General features: G+C 76.2%; 17 protein-coding genes. 7 read left to right on the forward strand and 10 right to left on the reverse strand.

Annotated elements, in window-relative coordinates:
• Positions 1-5: 5 nt before the first annotated feature.
• The 4 genes from HDG68_RS07825 to HDG68_RS07840 all read right to left on the reverse strand — a co-directional run bounded on the left by HDG68_RS07825 (position 6) and on the right by HDG68_RS07840 (position 3,966).
• Positions 6-818, reverse strand: a complete 813-nt coding sequence (locus HDG68_RS07825; protein ID WP_172150885.1) for a hypothetical protein — start codon at positions 816-818, stop codon at positions 6-8.
• A complete protein-coding gene (locus tag HDG68_RS07830; protein ID WP_172150886.1) occupies positions 815-2,875 on the reverse strand; it encodes a hypothetical protein in 2,061 nt (686 codons plus the stop codon). The genes HDG68_RS07825 and HDG68_RS07830 overlap by 4 nt, the downstream gene beginning before the upstream one ends.
• On the reverse strand, positions 2,872-3,195 hold the full coding sequence (locus HDG68_RS07835; RefSeq protein WP_172150887.1) for a hypothetical protein: 324 nt from the start codon (positions 3,193-3,195) through the stop codon (positions 2,872-2,874). Before HDG68_RS07835 ends, HDG68_RS07830 begins: the two co-directional genes overlap by 4 nt.
• Positions 3,196-3,285: 90 nt before the next feature.
• Positions 3,286-3,966, reverse strand: coding sequence for a hypothetical protein (locus tag HDG68_RS07840; RefSeq protein ID WP_172150888.1), 681 nt, complete (start codon positions 3,964-3,966; stop codon positions 3,286-3,288).
• A 186-nt stretch (positions 3,967-4,152) separates the two neighbouring features.
• On the opposite strand from HDG68_RS07840, the gene HDG68_RS07845 reads away from it, so the two are divergent.
• From HDG68_RS07845 to HDG68_RS07855, 3 genes are all read left to right on the forward strand, one after another.
• On the forward strand, positions 4,153-4,623 hold the full coding sequence (locus tag HDG68_RS07845) for a hypothetical protein (protein WP_172150889.1): 471 nt from the start codon (positions 4,153-4,155) through the stop codon (positions 4,621-4,623).
• A 40-nt stretch (positions 4,624-4,663) separates the two neighbouring features.
• Positions 4,664-5,554, forward strand: coding sequence for an alpha/beta fold hydrolase (locus HDG68_RS17340; RefSeq protein ID WP_172150891.1), 891 nt, complete (start codon positions 4,664-4,666; stop codon positions 5,552-5,554).
• A 154-nt stretch (positions 5,555-5,708) separates the two neighbouring features.
• Positions 5,709-6,614, forward strand: a complete 906-nt coding sequence (locus tag HDG68_RS07855; protein ID WP_172150893.1) for a ribokinase — start codon at positions 5,709-5,711, stop codon at positions 6,612-6,614.
• A gap of 18 nt (positions 6,615-6,632) precedes the next feature.
• Here HDG68_RS07855 and HDG68_RS07860 read toward each other — a convergent pair whose 3' ends face one another.
• Together HDG68_RS07860 and HDG68_RS07865 are read right to left on the reverse strand one after the other, a co-directional pair.
• Positions 6,633-7,316 (reverse strand): PepSY domain-containing protein, encoded by a 684-nt coding sequence (locus HDG68_RS07860; RefSeq protein WP_172150895.1) that lies wholly within the window; start codon positions 7,314-7,316, stop codon positions 6,633-6,635.
• A 38-nt stretch (positions 7,317-7,354) separates the two neighbouring features.
• The gene (locus HDG68_RS07865) at positions 7,355-8,752 is read right to left on the reverse strand and encodes an NAD(P)-binding protein (RefSeq protein WP_172150896.1); all 1,398 of its coding nucleotides are present in this window, start codon (positions 8,750-8,752) and stop codon (positions 7,355-7,357) included.
• A 220-nt stretch (positions 8,753-8,972) separates the two neighbouring features.
• Here HDG68_RS07865 and HDG68_RS07870 point away from each other — a divergent pair, with 220 nt between their 5' ends.
• From HDG68_RS07870 to HDG68_RS07880, 3 genes are all read left to right on the forward strand, one after another.
• A complete protein-coding gene (locus HDG68_RS07870) occupies positions 8,973-9,728 on the forward strand; it encodes an SDR family NAD(P)-dependent oxidoreductase (RefSeq protein WP_172150898.1) in 756 nt (251 codons plus the stop codon).
• 120 nt (positions 9,729-9,848) lie between these two features.
• Entirely contained in the window at positions 9,849-10,313 is a 465-nt protein-coding gene (locus HDG68_RS07875; protein WP_172150900.1) for a ribonuclease FAU-1 family protein, read from the forward strand.
• A 4-nt stretch (positions 10,314-10,317) separates the two neighbouring features.
• Positions 10,318-10,917 (forward strand): hypothetical protein, encoded by a 600-nt coding sequence (locus HDG68_RS07880; protein ID WP_172150902.1) that lies wholly within the window; start codon positions 10,318-10,320, stop codon positions 10,915-10,917.
• On the opposite strand, the gene HDG68_RS07885 is transcribed toward HDG68_RS07880, so the two are convergent.
• From HDG68_RS07885 to HDG68_RS07895, 3 genes are read right to left on the reverse strand one after another with little or no spacing between them, the layout of a single operon-like run.
• A complete protein-coding gene (locus tag HDG68_RS07885; RefSeq protein WP_216648149.1) occupies positions 10,900-12,231 on the reverse strand; it encodes a cellulase-like family protein in 1,332 nt (443 codons plus the stop codon). The genes HDG68_RS07880 and HDG68_RS07885 overlap by 18 nt on opposite strands.
• Positions 12,228-14,528, reverse strand: coding sequence for a beta-galactosidase (locus HDG68_RS07890; RefSeq protein ID WP_172150903.1), 2,301 nt, complete (start codon positions 14,526-14,528; stop codon positions 12,228-12,230). The genes HDG68_RS07885 and HDG68_RS07890 overlap by 4 nt, the downstream gene beginning before the upstream one ends.
• Complete coding sequence (locus HDG68_RS07895) at positions 14,525-17,941, reverse strand: DUF5107 domain-containing protein (protein ID WP_172150904.1); 3,417 nt, start codon at positions 17,939-17,941, stop codon at positions 14,525-14,527. Before HDG68_RS07895 ends, HDG68_RS07890 begins: the two co-directional genes overlap by 4 nt.
• A gap of 56 nt (positions 17,942-17,997) precedes the next feature.
• Here HDG68_RS07895 and HDG68_RS07900 point away from each other — a divergent pair, with 56 nt between their 5' ends.
• A complete protein-coding gene (locus tag HDG68_RS07900) occupies positions 17,998-18,888 on the forward strand; it encodes an AraC family transcriptional regulator (RefSeq protein WP_172150905.1) in 891 nt (296 codons plus the stop codon).
• A gap of 9 nt (positions 18,889-18,897) precedes the next feature.
• Here the strand turns inward: HDG68_RS07900 and HDG68_RS07905 are convergent, their stop codons facing one another.
• Positions 18,898-21,000 (reverse strand): heavy metal translocating P-type ATPase, encoded by a 2,103-nt coding sequence (locus HDG68_RS07905; RefSeq protein ID WP_172150906.1) that lies wholly within the window; start codon positions 20,998-21,000, stop codon positions 18,898-18,900.
• Between the last annotated feature and the right edge of the window lie 19 nt (positions 21,001-21,019).

A 21,019-nucleotide genomic window follows, 5' to 3' on the forward strand; every position in this document is an offset into this window, starting at 1 on the left:
CGGCGTCACACGGTGGTTGCGGGCGTGGCTGCCGCGACGAGCCGGTCGATCTCCGCCTCCCAGTCCACGGTCGCCCCGGCCGGTGCCGTCACCCCGAGCAGCACCACGCGGTCGTCGAACCAGGCCACGGCGGCGGCGGCCTGCCGGGACCCGGCGGCGCTCCCCGACGGCGACGGACCCGTGAGCCCCGCCCAGCCGCGGTCGCCCCGCAGCTCGACGGGGGAGCCGCCGGGGCCGGGCACGATGCGGTCGCCGAGCGGGGCGACCTCGGCGGGTGCAGGCCCGTCGCAGAGCAGCGCCGTCTGCGGGACCTGCGGGTCGACGTGCGAGCCTGCCGCGGGGTCCCGCAGGTTGACCCCGAGCAGGTAGGTGGCGGGCCTCGGTGCCTCGGGGTGGGCGGCCAGGGTGAAGACCTCCAGCCCCCCCGTCCGGACACCGGAGACGGCGACGTCGCCGCGGTGCAGGCCGGTGGTCCACAGGTCGCCGCACCAGTCCCAGCCGTACCCGGGCGAGGTGATGAGCTCCAGCCCGGGCAGCCGGTGCGGGACGGGGGTCCGCGGACCGTACGGGTCGTCCCGGGAGGGCCTCGCCAGCCACTCCTCGCGCACGGGGATCACCTCGGCGTCACCGTCCGGGAAGTCGTCGACGGTCAGGACCCACGACGCCGGGACCCAGCGTTGGTCCCGGTGCTCGCGGTAGACGGCGGACAGGCTCGGACCCCAGGACGTCAGGGTGGCCACGAGGAGCGCCATGGCGGCGACGATCGTCGTCGGGACGAACAGCATCCGGCGGCGGTGCGCGGCGAGCAGGTCGGTCATGAGGAGTCTCCCAGGGTGCGGCGGAGGTCGGAGTAGACCCCGTAGCGTTCGTCGAAGCGGCTCCCGATCGCGTGCGAGTCGGGATCGAGCTGGTCGAGCCGGGCAGGGGCGGCCTCCGGGTCGAGGCCGGCGGCCGCGTCGGCTTCCGTGGCCGCCTCGTGCAACGGGGCGGCGAACCGTTCGCGCAGCAGCGACTCGTCGCGCAGGACGGTCTCGCGCGCCTCGGCCACCTGGTCGGGCAGCAGGGGCGGCAGCAGCAGACCCGCGCCGGTCGTGATCACGGAGGCGGCCGGCCGTGCCGTCGCCGTCGACAGGCCGAGGCCCGTGTTGAGCCACCCCGTCGCCGCCTCCGTGCGGGCCTGGTCGGCGCGGGCCTCGAGCAGGATCGGCGAGCGGGTGGCACCGGCGACGACCCCGGTGTCCCCGACGGTGTCCTGCGCCGCGGCGGTCCGGCCCGAGGCGTCCAGCGGTGCGTCCATGCCGTCCGCCACCCGTGCCACGTAGCGGTCGGCGGCACCCAGCCAGTGGTCGGCCGCAACCGGGGTGCCCGACGTCACGCCGATGAGCCGGCGCAGCTCGAACGCGTCCAGCCGAGGCTGCACGCAGGTCGCCGTGCCCGGCGTCGTCCCGTCGTCCAGCTCGGGGTCCTCGATCTCCTCGAAGATCGGGATGTACGGCTCGTACGCGAGCGCGACGTGCCGTGCGGCCTCGTCGGGGACCGCGGAGTGGGGGCCGAGCAGCCCGCGATGGCCCACGAGCTCCGGCGTGGCGCGTTCCACCACGAGCGCGGCCCGGGACTGCGTCGCGGAGTCCGACGACGCGCTGCCGTGCCGGACGGCCACGGCGAGCAGACCTGCCACCGCGGCCCCGCCGTCGGGCCAGCCGTCCGGCGGCACCCGGCCGAACCAGGACCGGATCCGCACGGCGGCGAGATCGGCGTCCTCGGGTGCGAGGTGGTCGAGCGCCGCGTCGGGGTCGGCGGACAGTCCGGTCGCGACCGCGACGACCACGGGCCCCGACCCTGCCACGAAGAGGTCGTCGCGAGGTTCGTGCCCGTGGCGGGCGCCGAGCGCGTCCGCCGCGCCGACGAACACCGGGAGCGGGAGACCCGCGAACAGGCCGGCGACGAGCTGCGCCCGGTCGTCCATCCCGAGCGTGGAGTCCCCGAGGGCCGCGACCAGCGCCGCACCCTGCTCCCGCTGCTCCGCCGCCGTCGCCGTGCCGGCCCACGCCGCGAGGCCGGCGGCCAGCTCCTGCACGGGGGCGCCGGACCCGGAGCCGAGCACCCGGGCGACCTGTGCCGGGGTGACGTGCTGCCAGAACGCGGTCCACACGACGGGGTCGTCGCCGGCGGCACGGATCGCGGCGGCCAGGTCGGCGCGGGCGGCGGCCTGGTCCTCGCGCGAGCCGTCGGGGAACGTCGTCGCCAGCATCGCGGCCAGCCGCACCCCCCGGTCCCACCCGGCCCGGTACCGCGCCATGGAGCTCCCGGACGCGGCGGCCAGGCGCAGGGCTCCGGTGCGGTCGAGGCCCCCGAGCCGCGCGGCGGCCAGCTTGGACCCGGACTCCTTGGCCTCGCGGGCCCGGTACCAGTCGGCCTCGGCGGCCGCGACGTCCTGGCACGCCTGCTCGGCGCGGCGCCGGGCCTCCCACAACCGGGTGGCGGTGGTCGCCGGGTCGGCGGTCAGCGCGTCCTGCTGCCAGGCCTCGGCCTCGTCCGCCTCCGCGTGCCGCAGCCGGGCGGTCGCGACGGCGCGGCGCTCGAGCGCCAGCGCGGCCTCCCGCCGTTCGCTCGCCAGGTCCGCGGCGCGGCCCGTCAGGACGGTGGCGGCGTGCCGCAGCACCGTGCCGACGACGTCCGCCTCGGCCCCGAGGGCGTCGGTGACCTGGCGTGCGGCGTCGACGGCGTCCGAGCGGTGCTGCTCGAGACCGCGCCGGAGCCGGTCCAGGTCGGTCCGGGTCGTCGCCAGAGCCGCGGCTGCGCGTGCCGCGGCGGCGGAGAGGCCCTCCATCTGCGGGGGAGAGCCCGCCAGCGGGGTGAACGGGACGTCCGTCATGACCCGTCCCCGGTCACCGCCCGCGCGAGGCGTTCGACGGCCGCGACCTCGGCCTGCTCGAACGCGGTCGACGCCGCCCCCAGGCGGTCGGCGAGGCCGGCGAGCGTGGCGACGAGGTCGCGGTGCGCGGGGCGCCAGGCGTCCAGCAGGTCGGTCACGGCCGCGGCGAGCACCGGGTCGCCGGCGGCGGCGCGGGCCTCGGCCGGTCCGCCCCCCGCGGTCACGGGGTCGTGCGCGACGGCCTCGAGGGCGTCCGCGGCGCGTCCGGCCTGCCGTGCTGCCGCGGCGAGGTCGCTGGTGTCGAGGTCGAGGTGGGCCATGACCGGGACGCTAGCGGCGGGGGACGGGACGCTGCCGGCGTCGTCCACAGGCTGTGGACGACGGTGCGCCGGCGCCCCGCGACGCGCCGGTCAGTCCCACCACAGCCGGTACCAGTACTGCTCCGGCTCGGCGGGGCCGCGCCCCGTGCCCAGGCCCCACCACCGGCCGACCTCGTGCGGCGGGACCAGCGCGTCGTCGACGCCGAGCCCTGCGACGAACCGTTCCAGGTGGTCGCACTGGCACCCGGGCCCGTGGTGGTCGCCGAGCACGAACTCGTGGTCGGTGCGCACCAGCACCCCCTCGACGGTGATCCGTTCGTCGCAGCGGCCCGGACCCACGAGGTAGCCGTGCGCGCGCAGCCGGTCGGGGTGGGCGACGACGGCGCGCAGCACGGCGCCGAGGCTCGGCCCGTCGTTCTGCCGCTCGGTGCGCAGGTACTCCTCGGGGAGGCGTTCCAGCAGGTCGGCGGCCACGGGCGCGTCCAGCTCGGTGAACCGGTAGAACGACGTCGCGCCCCAGGTGTCCGGCAGCACCACGGGTTCGAGCACCGCGTCGAGGCCGTCCCGGAGCATCCACCCGTGCCGGTCGGGGCACCACGTGTGGTCCCGGTCGGCGGCGAGCCGCTGCTCGGCCAGCCACGCGGTGCGCAGGTCGACGAGCTCGGGATGGGTGAACCGGCGGCGGGGCAGAGGGGGCGCCTCCCCCGGACGGCGCGGCGGGTCGCTGACGCGCGCGTCGGCGCGGCCGGGCGAGTCGGTCGGAGCGGGCACGGGTCCTCCTCGGGTCCGTGTGCCGGGCGTGCCGCCCGGCCGGGCCACCGTGGCGCGACCTGCGCTCCCGCCGTCGTGCCGCGGGCCCGCCCTGTGGACGACGGCGGGCCGTGCGCGGGCCCCGGCGGTTGCGCCGCGGGAGAACAGCCGTGACAACGGGCGCCGAAGGGCGCATGCTCGGTACTGATGTCTGACACGACCTCGCGACCCGCGCCGCGCACCTACCCGACGAGCCCGTCCAGCGAACCGGTGAGCGACGAGCTCCTGGTGGTCCACCTGGCCGACCGCCCCACCGAGTACTTCCGGCGCCCCGGTCTCGAGCGGTTCGAGGTGATCGACGGCGTCCTGGCCGTCCGTCTCGCGCCCGACGGCGAGACGCCGCGCCGCACCCGGCACTTCCCGCTGGAGCAGGTCGTCGAGTACGTGCTCGAGGACCCGAGCCCCGCCTACGAGCGGGCCTTCGACGCCTGGACGCAGGCCGAGTTCGGCGTGGACGCCGAGACGTACCGGTCGATGAGCGACGCCACCCAGGACGTCACGATGGCCGAGAAGATGCGCCGCCAGATCGCCGAGGGGCTCGGCGTCGACCCGGACTCGGTGCACTTCGGCGGGTCCTTCACCATCGAGGAGCCCGACGACTGGGAGGACGACGAGTAGCGGTGCGATGAGTCGGGGGCGTCCGCGTCGTCCACAGGGCATGACCAGCGACACCGACGGCCCCACCACCCGCACGCTCGACGTCCCCGGTGCCGGGATCGCCTACGACCTCCGTCCCGGCACCGACGCCGGGCAGTGCCCCCTGTTCGTGCTCGGCAACCCGATGGCGGCCGACGACTTCGCGCAGCTCGTCGCCGAGCTCGACGACCGCACCGTCCTGACCTACGACCCGCGCGGCGTCGGACGCTCCACGCTGGCCGACGACGGCGGCACCGCGGTCGGCGACCACGCCGCGGACCTGCACGCCGTGGTCACCGACGCCGCCCTCGGACCCGTCGACGTGCTGGGCTCCTCCGGCGGCGCCGTCACCGCGCTCGCCTGGGCCGCCGCCCACCCCGACGACGTACGCCGCGTCGTCGCCCACGAACCGCCGCTGACCGCGCTGCTCGAGGACCGCGACGTCGCCGTCCGCGCCCAGACCGACATCGTCGCCACCTACGCCGAGCGCGGGTTCGGCCCGGCGATGGCCAAGTTCCTCCGGCTCGTCCTCGCCACCGAGCCCCTCACGCCCGCGTTCCTCGCCGCACCCGACCCCGACCCGGCGCAGTTCGGCCTGCCCACCGCCGACGACGGCCGCCGCGACGACCTGCTGCTCGGCCGCACCCTCGCCACCATGCCCCTGTGGGAACCACCCGTCGAAGCCCTGCGCGCCCTGACCCGGGACGGCGTCGTCCGGATCCTGCCCGCCCTCGGTGCCGCCTCGCCGCCCGGGGCCCTCGCCACCCGCGGCGCGGCCGCCCTCGCCGACGCGCTCGGCACCCGGCCCGTCGTGTTCCCCGGCGACCACGGCGGGTTCGTGCGCACCGAGTGGTCCCCGGAGAACGACCCCGCGGCGTTCGCCGCCCGGCTGCGCGAGCTGCTGGCCTGCTGACCCCGGCACCGGCCGTCGGTGCGTCGGCAACGCCGCCGACACATTCGTGCGGGATCATGGGGGAACGGCCCGCGGTGCGCGGTCGTTCCCCTGGTGCCACCGTCCGCACGGTGCGCCGTCCGCCCTGCCCCCGACCCGTGGAGGTGGCCCGGAGATGACCTCCATCGTGGTCGTCGGCTCGGTCAACGCCGACCTCGTCGCACCCGTGCCCGCCCTGCCCGAACCCGGCGAGACCGTGCTCGCCGAGTCCATGACCGTGCTGCCCGGCGGCAAGGGCGCCAACCAGGCGGTCGCCGCCGCCCGCCTCGGCGCCGACGTCGCCCTGGTCGGTGCCGTCGGGTCCGACGCGTTCGCCGAGGCGGCCCTCGCCGGCGTGCGCCGCGACGGCGTCTCGCTCGACGCCGTCGACGTCGTGCCCGGCCCGACCGGCGTCGCGCTCGTCGTCGTCGGCGCCGAGGGCGAGAACTCCATCGTGGTGGTGCGCGGGGCGAACGCCGCCGTCGGCCCCGCCGTCGTCGACCGGCACCGCGACCTGCTCGCGGGCGCCGACGTCGTCGTCGTGCAGGGCGAGATCCCCGTGCCCGGCATCGAGGCGGCCGTGCGGGCCGCCCGCGGACGCGTCCTGCTCAACCTGGCCCCCGTCGTCGACGTCGCACCCGACGTGCTGGCACTCGCCGACCCGCTCGTCGTCAACGGCGGCGAGGCCGAACGGCTCCTCAGCGACGCCGGCCGTCCCATCGCGGACGCGCCGTTCGCCGTCGTCGAGGAGCTCCTGGCCCTCGGCCCGCGCTCCGTCGTGCTGACCATGGGCGGTGCGGGTGCCGTCGTCGCCGGCGCCGACGGACCCGTCGTGGTGCCGTCCCCGCGCGTCGCGGCCGTCGACACCACGGGCGCCGGGGACGCGTTCGCCGGCGCGCTCGCGACGCGCCTCGCCGCCGGTGACGACCTGGTCGCCGCCGCCCGCACCGCCGTGCGGGCCGGAGCGTTCTCCGTGGTGACCCCCGGCGCCCAGCCGTCGTTCCCGCGGCTCGGCGAGGAGCTTCCCGTCACCGGGCCGTGACGCCCGGCAGCGACCGCGTCAGTCGTCGTCCTGCGAGACCTCCCCGGTCTCGAGCGAGACCGTGAAGTCCTGGTCGCCGCCGTCGGGCAGCGTGACGCCCACGGACCAGTGCGCGGCGCCGTCGTCGACGTCGAGCTCGGCGTCCTGCAGCGCACCACCGGACTGCCCGACGACGCGCTGGACCGCCTCGGACAGGCTGACCTGCGTGGCGTCGAGCGCGTCGCGGTCCTCGCCGTCCAGGTCCCCGGACTCCGTGCCGGTCACCTCGGTGCCGGCCGCGTTCGTCGTCACCTCGACCGACCGGTCACCGTCCGCGACGTCCACCTGCCAGCCGCCGTCCTCGTCGTCGAGCGCGTAGGCGGCCCCGCCCGTCTCGGCCTCGGCCAGCGCGATCGCCGACAGGCCGGTGGTGGTGCGGTCCGTGGGGGCGGAGTCGTCCCCGCCCGCGCCGCCCGCGCCGCCGTCGGAGTCGTCGGCACCGTCGTCGTCGGCACCGCCGTCGTCAGAACCGTCGTCGTCGGCCGCACCGTCCTCGGCGCTCGACTCCTCGGCGGTCGGCTCGTCGGCGCTCTCGGACGCCGACGGCAACGTCACCGCCTCTCCCGGCGTCGCGTCGTCGTCGCCCGTGCACCCCGACAGGGCGAGCACGGCGGCCAGGGCGAGAGCAGGCATCCCGGCGGAGCGGGTCAGGCGTGGGGTCATGGGCCCATCGTGGCGGACCGGACCGCCGGACGCACCCCTCACGCGGCCCCGAGCCGCAGGAGGCCGCGCGCCCCCTCCGCGGAGACGTCGCGCAGCCGGCCGAGCACCGCGCGGACCTCGGGGCGCTCGCGGTCCTCGGGCCGCACCCGGGCCGGGTTGAGCGACGTGGAGTGCGCCCAGCGGGCCAGGTCCGGGTCCGCCATGAACGCCGCCGAGGAGAGCGCGCCGGCGCCCTGCGCCGCGACCCAGTCCCGCGGCGTGGAGAACAGCGGCGTGGGCGCGCACAGGGCGTTGAGCTCGTCGTCGTCCCGGTCGCCGCGGGTGGCCTCGACGTGCCCGGTGAGGGCCGCGCCGAAGCAGGGGAAGCCGGCCCGGACCGGCTGGACGACGATCCGTCCGGGCGACCACACCGGGACGGGCGGCCGCACGCGCAACCCGTCGGCGGCGCAGTGCACGACGACGGCGTCGCGGGGCACGGCGACGTCGCCGTCGTCGCAGCGCAGCAGGCCCGCCGAGACCCGCCGCAGGTGCCCGTGCCGCACCACGCGGGTCACGGTGCGCAGCAGGTCCAGCTCCCACCGGCCCAGCGTCGGCACGCGGGCCATCGTGGGCGTGACGTCGGGGTCCAGGCGCAGCATGACGCCGTCGTCCTCGAGCCGCAGGAAGAGGTCGTCCACCGAGGACGCCGTCGCGCCGGCGGTCATGACGGCCGTCGCCATCGAGAGGAAGACGGCGGGGTCGGGCTGGACCACGGCCCGGTCGAGCATCCACGGGTCGCGCGGGCGCACCCACCAGATCGCGTCCGGGGCGGTGCCGCGCTGCAGGATCCACACGATCGCGTCGGTGGCGGTCTTGCCCGACCCGACGACCACGAAGGCCCCGGCGTCGTCCGCGACCGCGGGGAGGTCGCCCACCGGGACGCACGTCGCGTCGTCGTCCACGGCGAACGGCGGGGGCGTGAGGGCCGGGATCTCGGGCGACAGGTAGCGGGCGTCCACCACCCGACGGCGCACCCGCACCTCCTGCTCGGCACCCGTGGCGGCCTCGACGAGGGTGCACGTGCCCGCACCGCCGGACTCCGGCAGCCGTGCCTCGTGACCGCCGAGGAACCTGACCCGGCCGCTCGGCAGGAACCGGTCGCGCAGGACCCCCTCGTAGTAGCCGCGCACCTCCGCACCCGTGGCGCGCCCGCCCAGGCCCGCCTCGGGCCCCGTGGTCTGCACGCCGGTGTCGAACGGGGTGGAGGCCACCCCGTAGAAGGGGGAGGCCTGATGGAGGCGCACGAACGGGTAGGCGTCGCGCCAGTGCCCGCCGACGTCGTCACGCCGGTCGACCAGCGTCACGTGCGCGTCGCCGCCGTCGAGCACCGCGTCGGTGAACGCCATCCCCGACGCGCCGGCGCCGATCACGAGGTAGTCCGTCTCCACGTCCGCCATGACCCGATCCTCCCGCGACGTGGCGTCGGACACGAATGCTCGTCCCGGCCCGCTGCGGGACCGTGGCGGCGTTACGGTGAAGTGGTCAGCACCGGCCCGAGCGGCCGGTGGTCAACCGTCCCGGACGGGCACGTCCCGCGCGCTGCCGTCCGCCGCCGATGTCGCCGACGGTCGCCCGTGCCCCTGCCCGTGCCGGGGCGTCGTGCGAAGGAGTGGACAGATGACGTTCGACGGCAAGGTGGCGCTGGTGACCGGCGGCGGTTCGGGCATCGGCGAGGCCATCAGCAAGGACCTGGCGGCGGCCGGCGCGCAGGTGGTGGTCACGGACATCCAGCTCGACTCCGCCGGGCGCGTGGCGGACGAGATCACGGCCGCGGGCGGGACCGCCGCCGCCGTGCAGCAGGACACGGCGAGCAAGGACGACGCGACGAAGGTCGTGGACTTCGCGAAGGAGACGTTCGGCGGCCTGCACCTCGCGGTCAACAACGCGGGGATCGGGGGCAAGCAGGCGCCCGCCGGCGAGCTCGACCTCGACGACTGGGACAAGGTCATCGACATCAACCTCAACGGCGTGCTCTACGGGCTGCGCGCCCAGATCCCGGCGATGCTGGCCCAGGGTGCCGAGGACTGCGCGATCGTCAACATGGCGTCCATCCACGGCACGGTGGCGGCGATCGGCAACGGCGCCTACACGGCCGCCAAGCACGGCGTCGTCGGCATCACCAAGAACGCCGCCGCGGAGTACGGCGCGCAGGGCCTGCGGATCAACGCCGTCGGCCCGGGATACATCGAGACCCCGCTCGTGGAGTCGTCGCTGTCCACGGAGGCGCTCGAGGCCCTGCAGGGCAAGCACATGCTCGGTCGGCTCGGCACCCCCGCCGAGGTCGCGAACGTGGTGCGCTTCCTGCTGTCGCAGGACGCCTCGTTCGTCACGGGAGCGTACTGGCTCGTCGACGGCGGCTACACGGCCGTGTGACCCGGCGCGGCCACCTGATGTTCACCTGATGGTGAGGTGATCGTCACCCCTCCGAGGCGGCGGTGCCACCCGCGCCCGGCACAGTCGTGCGGACCAGCGACACGCCTCGGGGGGTGGGCCATGACGATCCGGATCGAGAAGCGCAAGCCCTGCGGTGCCGTGCGCGGCCGGTGGCGGGCCGACGTCCTCGGGTTCGACGAGTGGGGCGACTGGTTCGCCGTGCACGACGGCGGCGTCCTGCTGCTCCCGCTCGCCGACCCGTGGGCCGCCTGGTTCGCTGCCGACGGCAGCGTCCGGGTCGACGTCGCCACCCAGGTGACCGCCGCCGCCCCCGTCAGCTCGTTCGTGGACCTCGATCTCGACGTCGAGCGGGACGCCGACGGCACCGTCCACGCCCTGGACCGCGAGGACTTCCTGCAGCGGTCGCCGTCGTACCCGTCGGTGTGGGTGGACCTGGCCTGGGCCGCCTGGCACGAGGTGCAGACGGACGTCTCCGGGTTCGCGGAGCCGTTCGGGACGGCGCCGGACCGGTGGCTGGCCGAGGCCGCCACGCGCACGCCCGTGTCGCTGCCCGTCCCCGCCTGATCGCATGACCCCGGGCGGTGCCCTCGACACGGCGATCCGGCTTGCCGTGCTCGTCCTCCTGATCGCCGGGGTCGCCGCCGCGGTGACCCTGACCTCCCGTCGCAGCGTTCCGCCCGGCCGAGGGTCGGTCCGCCGACCGCTGGCCCCCGTGCCGACCGCCGTGCGTGCGCTGCTGTCCTTCGTCGCGCTGGGGCTGCTGGGCGCCACCCTGCCCGTCGTTCCCGTGGACGGTGGCGGCGGGTGGCTCCCGCTCGGCCTCGGCGTCCTGGCGGTCGGGCTCCTGTGGTGCACCCTGGCGCCGCTGCTGCGCGACGTCCTGGACGCCGTCCGGCCCCGGACCGTGGTGGGCACGGTCACCGACCGGCGCCGGTCGGTGCACGGCGCACTCGACGAGGGCGGGGTGCGGCGGGTCGCGGAGTGCTTCGTGCGGGTGGTCGACGACGGCGGCACCAGCCGGGAGTACCGCGTGCGGCCCGAGCTGTTCGGCCGTGTCGGCCGCGGCGACCAGGTGCGGCTGTCCGTGGCGGCGCGGTCCGGCTACGTGCACGCGATCACACCGGCCGGCACCGTGGCGAGGGGCGTCGCCTCAGACCTGCGCTCCTGAGTCCTGGCCGCGGATCACCGCCGTGCACTCGCGCTGGATCTCCACGTCCTGCCACATGGCGTGGTGGGGCGCCGCGTTGGAGCACACCACCGCACCCCAGGCGTCCACGGCGTCGGCGAGCCGCACCGCGTCGCGGCAGATCTGCGCCCCGACCGGCCCCTCCTCGAACCGGGTGGCACGCGGGGTGTAGCCGACCCAGCCCTCGCCGAGGACCAGCGGGATGCCGCGCTGCGCCGCTGCGTCGGCGGCGACGCCGATCCACTCCCGGAGCCGGTTCGCCATGGCGATCCGGTGCTCGCCGTACCGCGAGTACAGCCAGCGGTCCACCGCCTCCGGGTCGCACCAGTCGTGCACGTAGATCTCGGCGTGCCCGACGATCGAGGCGTGGCGCTTCCACTCCTCGTCGGCCGGCGGTGCCCACTCGCCGAGGCGTGGCGCCCCCGGGCGCAGCAGCTCGGCGTCGGCGCGGTCCTGCGGGAAGTCCGCCGGGTCGCCCCGCAGGGCGAACTCCTCCACCAGCGCGTCGAGGACCCCGTAGACGTACGGGTGCACGCCGAGGACCTGGGCGTTGCGGGGGACGCCGCGCATCGCCGTGACCGGCACGGCCGCGTAGTTGGGTCCGCACAGCACGTCCGGGTGGCGGGCCGCGAACGCGTCGATGGCCGCCTCCAGGCGGCCGCGCAGCTCCACCACCGGGTCCTCGACGCCCGCCAGGCCGTCGGTGAGGTGACCGGCCTGGACCTCGTTGTGCGGTTCGACGAACGCCAGCGTGCGGTCCAGCCCCTCGGCGACGAGCAGGTCGACCAGGTCGGCGAGCGCTTCGGCGAGCACCACGGCGCGGTCCTCGGGCGTGACCGCCTGCAGGGCGTCGTACCAGCCGCGGTCGGTCGCGAACGCCGGCGTCTGCTGGTACTCCCACGACGAGGCGATCACGACGAACTCGTGGCGGTCGGCGGCGCGGAAGAGGTCCAGCAGGCGGGCACGGACGTCGATCGTCGTGGGTGCGACGACGTCGTACCACCGCACCCGGGAGGCGTAGCCGCCGCCGATCGGACCGAACCGGAAGGCCGTGGTGTCGAGGCCGCTGCGGAACAGCAGGAACGGCATCGCGCAGAGGCGCACGGCGTTGTAGCCGCGGTCGGCCGCCTCGAGGAACGCCGCGTCGAGGTCCTCGAACGGTTCGCCCGGTCCGGAGCGCACGGCCCACGAGAAGTCCCACAGGGTGATCGCGAGCCGGTCGGGCAGGTGGCCGGGCACGCCGGCCGCGGACCGGGTGCGGGGCGCGTCGGTGCCGGTGACCATCGTGGTTCTCATGCCGTCTCCTCGCAGAGCTCGTCGGGGGTGAGAGGGTGGCGGACGACGCGGACCACGTCGGCGGTGCGCAGGCGGATGCCGTCGGGGACGTCCCGCACGGACGGGTCGACGTGCACGCCGGTGGCGCGCCGCCACGGCAGCAGCTCGAGGGTGAGCCCGTCGCGGGCGACCTCCTCGCGCCAGGGCGTGAAGTCGACGTCCCAGTCGCGGCCGTGCCAGAAGTGGTCGCCGATCACCGCGCCGTCGGCGAGGACGGCCCGGCCGACGTCGCCGGTCCAGGCGATCCGCAGCAGGACGCGGTCGCCGGGTGCGGCGTCCAGCAGCTCCTCGGGGACGTCGAGGTGGATACGGGCCGCACCGGAGAAGTCGGTCGGTGCGGCGAGCCGGACGGCCGGTCCGCCGCGTCGCGGTGCGGGAGGTGCCGGGGCGTCGGGTGCGAGGTCGGCGGCGATCCGGTGGTGTCCCGCCCGCGGGACGTCGAGGCTCCGCGGGGACCAGCCGCCGTCGCGCCACCACGACACCGTCGGTGCCGGTGCCTCGGTCCGCACGACGACGGTCCGCCCGTCGGCGGCGACGGTCAGCGGGGCGTCGCTCAGCACGAGCCGTGGCACGCCGTCGACGACCGGACGGTGGAGCCGGTCCGCGGTGCCCTCGTCGAGCACGAGCACCAGTACCCCGGGCAGGTCGACGGCGGTGTCCCGCCCGGGCGGCGCGGTGAGCGTGACGCGGGTGCCGCCGTCGTGCGGTGCGGCCGTCACCGGGCCGTCGGCCGCGACGTCGCCGTCGAGGACCAGCTCGACCGGGACGCCGTCGGTCGCCGCCAGCACGACGACGGGTCCGCCGTCCGGCCCGGCGTGGTCGAGGCGCGTGACGAGCTGGGCCGTGGCGCTGCGCAGCACCAGGCCGGCCGTCAACGGGTAGCGCACCGGCCAGACCACCGAGACGCCGGACGGGAGGTCGACGGGACGGGACGGGACGGTGACCGGACCGTCGTCCAGGTCGACCGTGACCTGCACCCCGGGCTGCGCCGGCAGGGGGGAGTGCGACGGCTGGTAGGTGGACGCGAACACGTAGCCGCGCCGCCCGTCCGACCGGACCGACCGGCGCAGCCCGCCCGGGTCGCCCGGGTCGCCGGACGGGATCGTGGCCGGCATCGCGGCCAGCGCCGGGTCGGTCGCCAGCCACAGGTGCTGGCGGCGCAGCAGGTGATGGTGGTCGCGGACCTGCCCGTGCTCGCCGATCGGGGCACCGAAGTCGTAGCTCAGGGTCGGCACGTCGTTCGGGTAGCCGGTGGCCTGGGACTCCTGCTCCGTGCCGGTCGCGCCCACACGCTGCGTGCCCCCGGCGTACATGTAGTAGCCCTGCCACACCGACCCGCTGCCCAGCTTGGCCAGGGCGAGCGCCGCGACGTCCCGCGGCGTCACCAGCGGACGGCGGTGGTAGGCCACGTGCATGCCGCCGCCGAGCTCGCACGTCGCGAACGGCGTCGTGCGGCCCGTGGCCCCGGTGCCCGCCGCTGCGTCCGCCGCTGTGCTCGCCGTCGCGCCGCCGTCGGACGCCGTGGCCTCCAGCGCGGCCTGCACGTCCGCGCCCACGCCCAGGTCGTCCCGCACGCTCGAGTACCGGAAGTGCTGCGCCGCCCAGGCCGGCCAACCGTCCTCCGCCTCGGCCCAGAAACCGTCCGCGTAGCCGCTGTACACGTCCAGCAGGGTGTCCGGCACCTGCGCGCCGCCCCAACCCGTCGCCGTCCACAGGGGGACGTGCAACCCGCACTCCTCGGCGATCCGCCGCAGCGTCGCCAGGTGCTCGGGCTGGTCGGCCAGCTCGTTGTCCACCTGCGCGCCGATCACCGGGCCGCCCTCGGCGAGCGTCAGCCCCACCAGCTGGTCGGCGATCTGCCCGTACAGCCGCCGCACGAGGTCCAGGTAGGCCGGGTCGTCCGTGCGCGGCACCAGGTCGGAGCGCTCCGTCAGCCAGTCGGGGAAGCCGCCGTGGCGCGCCTCGCCGTGCGCCCACGGCCCCAGCCGCACCACCACCTCGAGGCCGTGCGCCCCGGCGAGCTCGACGAACGCCCGCAGGTCCCGGTTCCCGTCCCACCGGAACGCCCCCGGCTCGGGTTCGTGCGCCTGCCAGAACACGTAGGTCGCCACCGACGTCAGACCGCCGGCGCGGGCGTGCTCCAGGATCTCGGCCCAGCGGTCCCGCGGGATCCGCGCGAAGTGGATCTCCCCGGTCACCGGGAACCACGGCCGGCCGTCACGGACCAGGCAGGTGGGGGTGATCGAGATGTCGCTCATGCGGTCGCCTCCGTCGTCGCGGGGAGTTGCCCCGGTGCGGCGTCCAGCTCCTCCAGCTGTCCGCGCAACCGGTCCACGCGGGCGTCGTGCGCCACCTGCACGTCCTGGGTGAACAGCAGCATCGTGGGCAGCGACGTCGCGAAGTAGTCGACCGTCGCCGTCCGCCCCGCCTCCTCGTCGACGTACGCGGCCAGCCCGTCCCGCAGCCCGTCCGCGTCGGCGACCCGTCCGAGGCGGCGCAGCGCACGGACCGAGGCGGCCGTGCGCTCGGAGAAGTCCTGCACCTGCATCACCTCGAAGTCGCCCTGCTGCTCGGCCGCCGTCGTCCACGCCCGGCGGGCGTCCGCGTCGGCACCGTCCGCGGCCAGCGCGTCACCGAGGAGCAGGTGCAGGTCGGCGGTGTTGGCCAGCGGGTGCCGGGCCTCCCCGAGGTTCTGCGGCACCTCCAGCGCGGACCGGGCGTGCGCGACGGCGGCCGCGGCGTCGCCGTCGTCCAGCGCCCGGCGGCCCAGCGCCAGGTGGGCGTCCTCCCACGCGGCCAGCACCCGACCCTCGCCGCCCTCCCACGGCTGGAACGACCTGCCGGTCAGCACGTCCAGCGCCTCCGCGGGCCGCCCGACGGCGGTCAGCAGCTCGGCCAGCCCGACCGACAGGTCGTCCCGCTCGGCGACCAGGGCGGGGCGCTCGCGGAGCACGGCGAGCCGTTCGGCGGCGGTGGCGCCCCGGCGGGCGGCGAGCTGGTCGGACTCGAAGAGCAGCCGGGCGTCGTGCGGGGCCAGCGCGCGGGCCGTGGCGTAGCAGGCCGCCGCCCGGTCGACGTCGCCGAGCACGTTGTGGGCCGCGACCCCGAGGTTGCGCAGCACGACGGGGTCGGTGCCGTCCCGGTCGGCGGAGACCTGCCACGCCGCGATCGCCTCGTGCCGCCGGCCCACGGCGTACAGGACGTGACCGGCCAGCGCCGCGAGGAACGGGTCGCGGGGCCAGGTCTGCCGCAGTCGCGTGAGGACGTCGAGGTCGCGGGCGTCCGGGAAGCACCACCGCCGATCGAGGTCGGCAGCGGCGTCCACGGTCGCGCGGGCGGACTCCTCGGCGCCGGCGGCGAGCTCGAGGGCGGACCGGTGCAGCAGCGCCAGCGGCGCCACGTTGCGCCGCCCGGGCAGGGTCGGGGCCGCGGCGATCTGGTCCAGCAGCTCCCGGGCGAGGTCGTGCTCACCGGCCGAGACGTGCTCGAGCGCGACGTCCAGTGCGGCCGTCGGGTCGACCGTGGGCGTCGTCGCCTCGCCGGTGGTGCCAGTGGTGCCGTCACCGGTGGTGCCGTTGGTGCCGGTGACGCCCAGGCGGGCCGCCAGGTCGCGGGCCCAGGCGTCGAGCGGGTTGACCGCGAGGGTGCCGCGCACCAGGTCGCGCGCCGTGGCGTCGTCGCCACGACGACGGGCGGCGACGGTCGCGAGGTTCCGGGCCGGGGTGTGGCCGGGACTGCGGGTCAGCAGCGCATCGAGGTCCTCGGCCGCGTCCCGGTCCCGGCCGGCCGCCAGGTCGAGGCGCGCCGTGGCCACCGTCGCGGCGTCCCGCCAGGCGTGGTCCCACAGCGCGGTGCCGAACGCCTCGCGGGCCTCGGCGGTCCGCCCCTGCCGGGTCAGCACGACGCCGAGCCGGTAGTGGGCCTCCCCGTCGCGCGGGTTGGGGTTGCGGCGGGTGAGCCGAGCGGTGGCCCGGCGCAGCAGCTCCTCGGCCTCGGTCAGCAGACCCGCACGCGACCGTCGGGCCGCCAGCGCGGTGCAGCAGCGGGCGTCGTCGGGGTCGCGGCGCAGCGCCTCGCGCCAGTACGGCTCGGGGGAGCGGGTGGCGTGGCGGTACTGCTCCAGGTGCAGGCCGGTGACGTACAGCTCGTCGACCGACCCGATCTCCGCGGGCGCCGGCGGTGCGGTGGCGACCACGTCGGCGGCGGCCGCCTCCGGGTCCGCCGGGGGTGTGCTCGACCGGGGACGCCAGCGCACCAGGTCCTCGCCGTCGTGCGTCACCACCAGCTCGTAGGCGGTCGCCGGAAGTCCCGGAGCGGTGGTCAGCTCCCGCACCAGCGGCGTGCCGGGGGCGACGTCGACGGTCTCGTCCAGCAGCAGCTCGTCCCCGGCCCGCAGGGTGACGCGGGCGCCGGGGCGCGGCCGGGTCACCGCCACGCCGACGCGGACCCGACCGTCGGCGGCGTCCGGGGTGCCGCCGTCGTCCCCGGAGCCGCCGTCGTCCCCGGTGCCCGGCACGACCAGGCTGACCGCTGACTCCCGGGTGGCCTGGTGGGCCGGGCCGATGTCCTGGATCGGGTACCAGTACTGCGAGAACTCCTTGGTCTCGCCCGGCGCGAGGAACGCGAAGTCCGGCTGGTTGTCGGTGAAGACGCCCGCCATGAGCTCCACGTACGGGCCGTTCGTGTCCGTCAGGTGGCGGTCCCACGCCCAGCCGAACGGCGCGTTCCCCCACGTCCACATCTTCTTCCCGGGAGCGATGCGATGGTCCGCCCAGTGCACGAACCCGGCGCGGGCGCCGTGGTCGTAACCGCCGAAGAAGTCGTCGCGCGACCCGAGGCACATGTACGACGTCGGTACCGGGATGTTGCGGTACCGGTCCAGCCGGTCGGCGAGCGGGTCGTCCGCCGTGCGGCGTGCCGCGTAGTCGACGCCGTAGTAGCGGCCCGACGCCGCGGGGAACGTGGTGACCGCCCGTTTGGCGTGGTCGGCGACGACGGTGACGTCGGTGGGGAAGAACGCCTGGTAGTCGTCCCCGGCCGCGGCGGCGACGTTCGCCCACCACAGGAACGTCTGCACGTCGTCCGTGCGGTTCACCAGGCGGCCGCGCAGCTCGATCAGCGCGCTGTCGGGGGCGATCCGGATCCCGTGCATCCCCTGCATGCGCTGCAGCGGGTCGTGGTCGGAGCACCACACGGTCACCGAGCCGTCGTCGGCGGGGTCGATGCACGTCTCGACGGGCAGCGCCGTGGCGGGCCGGTGGTGCTGCGGCCAGTTCAGCTCGACCCCGCCGGAGACCCACGGTCCCGTGAGCCCCACCAGCGCGGGCTTGATGACGTCGTTGCGGTAGAAGAAGTCGTACCCGCGCGTGCGGTCCAGACCGACGTGGATCCGCCCGCCCAGCTCCGGCAGGATCATCAGCCGTACGTAGGCGTTCTCCAGGTGGATCGCGTCCCAGGCGCGCGGCTCCGAGGTCTCGGCCACCCGTTCCACGAACGGCATCGGGTACACCGCCCCCGACGAGCCCTGGTAGACGCGCTGGTCGAGGTAGGCGGGGAACCGGTCCGGGTCGGCGACGGCGTAGGTGTCGATCGTGACCGGCTCGCGCCAGACGCGGACCGGGCGGTCGGCGAGGTCGGCCGGGGCGGGCGGCAGGACGATCCGGGACTCCATGCCTCGACGCTACGGCGGTGTTGCGTCCGCGCGCGATGGGCGATTCCCTGGGGCGCATGGACGAAACGACGGTCGACGGCGGGTCGGCGCTGCCCGACGGATTCACCGGCCAACGCATGGTCGTGGTGCCCGCGCCGGCGGTGCGCGCGGCCCGCCGGCGACCGGTCACCGACCGGCTGCTCGTCACCGACGCGGGAGTCTTCCCGCACGCCGCCCGGCACGGGAGGTCCCGACCCACCGGTGCCGGCGAGCACGTGCTCCTGGTCTGCACGGGCGGCGCGGGCTGGATCCGCCCCCCCGATGGACGATCCGCCGTCGGACCGGGGGACGTCGTCCTGCTGCCGGCCGGGGTGGCGCACGAGTACGGCGCCGCCGCGGACGACCCGTGGACGGTGTGGTGGCTGCACGCCGTCGGCCCGGACGCCGACGCGCTGGTCACCGCGGTCCGGGACGCCGCCGGCGGCTCCGTCGCCCACCTGCAGGACCCCGCCCCGGTGGCCAGCCTCGTCGCGCGGACGATCGACGCCCTCGACACCGCCACCGCCGGCGGGCTCGTCCAGGCGGCCGGGTGCGCCTGGCACGCCCTCGCGCACGTCGCCGCGGTCGGACGGCGTCGGCCCGGACCTGCCCCGGACCCGATCGAACGAGCCGTCGAGCACCTGCGGGCGACGACGCCGCGACGCACCTCGGTCACCGAGCTCGCCGCCCTGGTCGGCCTCAGCCCGTCCCAGCTCGGGGCCTCGTTCCGCCGGCGGGTCGGCTCGTCGCCGCTGCGCTACCAGACCGACCTGCGGATGGCCCGCGCCCGGGAGCTGCTGGACGCCACCACGACCCCCGTGGCCGCCGTCGGGCAGCGATGCGGGTACGACGACCCGCTGTACTTCTCCCGGCAGTTCTCCCGGGTGCACGGGCTCTCGCCCACGGCGTACCGCGACCGGCCGCGGTGACCGGGAGGATCAGTCCGCCGTGCCGCCCGGCCGCAGGTCGAGGCGGCGCAACAGCTGGGCGTTGAGCGCCACGACCACCGTCGAGGCGGACATGAGCAGCGCGCCCACCGACATCGGCAGCACGAACCCGACCGGCGCGAGCACCCCGGCGGCCAGCGGCACGGCGGCGAGGTTGTAGGCCGCCGCCCACCAGAGGTTCTGCTTCATCTTGCGGTACGTGGCCCGGGACAGGTCGATGACGGACAGCACGGAGCGAGGGTCGTCGGAGGCGAGGACGACGCCCGCCGAGGCGATCGCGACGTCCGTGCCCGCGCCGATCGCGACGCCCACGTCGGCCTGCGCGAGGGCCGGGGCGTCGTTGACGCCGTCGCCGACCATCGCCACGCGTCGGCCCTCGTCCTGCAGCGTGGACACGCGGTCGGCCTTGTCCTCCGGGCGCACACCGGCGAAGTACCGGTCGATGCCGAGCTCGTCCGCCACGGAACGAGCCACGGCCTCCGCGTCGCCCGTGATCATGACGACCTGGACGCCGCGCTCGTGCAGGGCCGCGACGGCGTCGGCCGACTCGGGGCGCACCTCGTCGGCCAGCTGCACGGCCCCCACGGTGTCGCCGTCGCGCAGCACGTGCAGCACGGTCGCGCCGTCGTCGCGCCATCCGGCGGCCTCGTCGACCTCGGCGGCGCCCGTCTCCTCGAGGAGACGCGGCCCGCCGACGCGGATCTCGTGGCCGTCGACCGTCGCCGTCACGCCGAGGGCGGGCTCGGAGGAGAACTCGCGGGCTCGCGGCACGTCCAGGCCGCGGTCACGGGCGGCGGCGACGATCGCGCGGGCCAGGGGGTGCTCGCTGTCGGCCTCGGCGGCGGCCGCGAGCGTCAGCACGGTGTCGGTGTCTCGATCGGTGTCGTCGGTCCTGGGCCGGGCGGCGACGTCGACGAGGGCCGGCTCGCCGCGGGTCAGCGTGCCGGTCTTGTCGAACAGGACGGTGTCGACGGTGCGCATGCTCTCCAGGGCCAGACGGTCCGTGACGAGGACGCCGCCGCGGGCCGCGCGTTCGGTGGCGATCGCGACGACCAGCGGGATCGCGAGCCCGAGGGCGTGGGGGCAGGCGATGACGAGCACGGTGATGGTGCGCACCACGGCCTCGTCGGGGCTGCCGATCGCGGACCACACGACGGCGGTGAGCCCGGCGGCGCCGAGCGCGTACCAGAACAGCCAGGCCGCGGCGCGGTCGGCGAGGCGCTGGGCGCGGGAGCTGGACTCCTGGGCCTGGCTGACCAGTCGCTGGATGCCGGCGAGCGTGGTGTCGTCCCCGGTGGCGGTGACCTCGACGCGGAGCGCGGAGTCGGTGGCCACGGTGCCGGCGGTGACGTGGTCGCCCTCGGTGCGGGTCACCGTGCGCGACTCGCCGGTGACCATGGACTCGTCCATCTCGGCGCGGCCGTCGACCACGTCGCCGTCGGCGGGGACGCTGCCGCCGGGGCGGATCAGGACGACGTCGCCGGCGGCGAGGTCGGCGGGGGAGACGGTCTCGGTGCCGTCGTCGGTGACGCGCTCGGCCTCGTCGGGCAGCAGGGCGGCCAGGGAGTCCAGGGCGGAGCTGGTGCGGGCCAGGGACCGCATCTCGACCCAGTGGCCGAGCAGCATGATGACGACCAGGAGGGCGAGCTCCCACCAGAAGTCGAGTCCGCCGTCGAGCACCCCCAGGCTCGCGCCGAGGGAGGCCAGGTAGGCGACCGTGATGGCCAGCCCGATGAGCAGCATCATGCCGGGGGACCGGCCGCGCAGCTCGCTCCAGGCGCCGGTGAGGAACGGGCGACCGCCCCAGAGGTAGATCACGGTGCCGAGCACGGGGGAGACCCAGCCGACCCACGCGGCGTCGGGCAGGTCGTACCCGAGCAGCATCGCGAACGTGCCCGACAGGGCGACCGTGGGGACGGCGAGGGCGAGCATGATCCAGAAGAGCCGCCGGAACTGGGCGACGTGATCGGCGTGGCCGCCGTGGCCCTCGTGGTCGTTGTGGCCGCTGTGCTCGTGGTGGCCCTCGTGCCCCTGCTGGTCGGCCTCGTTCGCGTGCTCGGTGTGGTTCGCGTGCTCGGCGTGCGACGACGTCATGGCTTCCTCTCGTCATCTC

Source organism: Isoptericola chiayiensis (assembly GCF_013149805.1).
Taxonomy (GTDB): Bacteria; Actinomycetota; Actinomycetes; order Actinomycetales; family Cellulomonadaceae; genus Isoptericola; species Isoptericola chiayiensis.

Coding starts and splice junctions, on each gene's coding strand:
- HDG68_RS07900 (WP_172150905.1), top strand. CDS start 17,998: ATGGACGAAACGACGGTCGACGGCGGGTCGGCGCTGCCCGACGGATTC.
- HDG68_RS07905 (WP_172150906.1), bottom strand. CDS start 21,000: ATGACGTCGTCGCACGCCGAGCACGCGAACCACACCGAGCACGCGAAC.
- HDG68_RS07855 (WP_172150893.1), top strand. CDS start 5,709: ATGACCTCCATCGTGGTCGTCGGCTCGGTCAACGCCGACCTCGTCGCA.
- HDG68_RS07890 (WP_172150903.1), bottom strand. CDS start 14,528: ATGAGCGACATCTCGATCACCCCCACCTGCCTGGTCCGTGACGGCCGG.
- HDG68_RS07875 (WP_172150900.1), top strand. CDS start 9,849: ATGACGATCCGGATCGAGAAGCGCAAGCCCTGCGGTGCCGTGCGCGGC.
- HDG68_RS07860 (WP_172150895.1), bottom strand. CDS start 7,316: ATGACCCCACGCCTGACCCGCTCCGCCGGGATGCCTGCTCTCGCCCTG.
- HDG68_RS07885 (WP_216648149.1), bottom strand. CDS start 12,231: ATGAGAACCACGATGGTCACCGGCACCGACGCGCCCCGCACCCGGTCC.
- HDG68_RS07880 (WP_172150902.1), top strand. CDS start 10,318: ATGACCCCGGGCGGTGCCCTCGACACGGCGATCCGGCTTGCCGTGCTC.
- HDG68_RS07835 (WP_172150887.1), bottom strand. CDS start 3,195: ATGGCCCACCTCGACCTCGACACCAGCGACCTCGCCGCGGCAGCACGG.
- HDG68_RS07830 (WP_172150886.1), bottom strand. CDS start 2,875: ATGACGGACGTCCCGTTCACCCCGCTGGCGGGCTCTCCCCCGCAGATG.
- HDG68_RS07895 (WP_172150904.1), bottom strand. CDS start 17,941: ATGGAGTCCCGGATCGTCCTGCCGCCCGCCCCGGCCGACCTCGCCGAC.
- HDG68_RS07825 (WP_172150885.1), bottom strand. CDS start 818: ATGACCGACCTGCTCGCCGCGCACCGCCGCCGGATGCTGTTCGTCCCG.
- HDG68_RS17340 (WP_172150891.1), top strand. CDS start 4,664: ATGACCAGCGACACCGACGGCCCCACCACCCGCACGCTCGACGTCCCC.
- HDG68_RS07865 (WP_172150896.1), bottom strand. CDS start 8,752: ATGGCGGACGTGGAGACGGACTACCTCGTGATCGGCGCCGGCGCGTCG.
- HDG68_RS07845 (WP_172150889.1), top strand. CDS start 4,153: ATGTCTGACACGACCTCGCGACCCGCGCCGCGCACCTACCCGACGAGC.
- HDG68_RS07870 (WP_172150898.1), top strand. CDS start 8,973: ATGACGTTCGACGGCAAGGTGGCGCTGGTGACCGGCGGCGGTTCGGGC.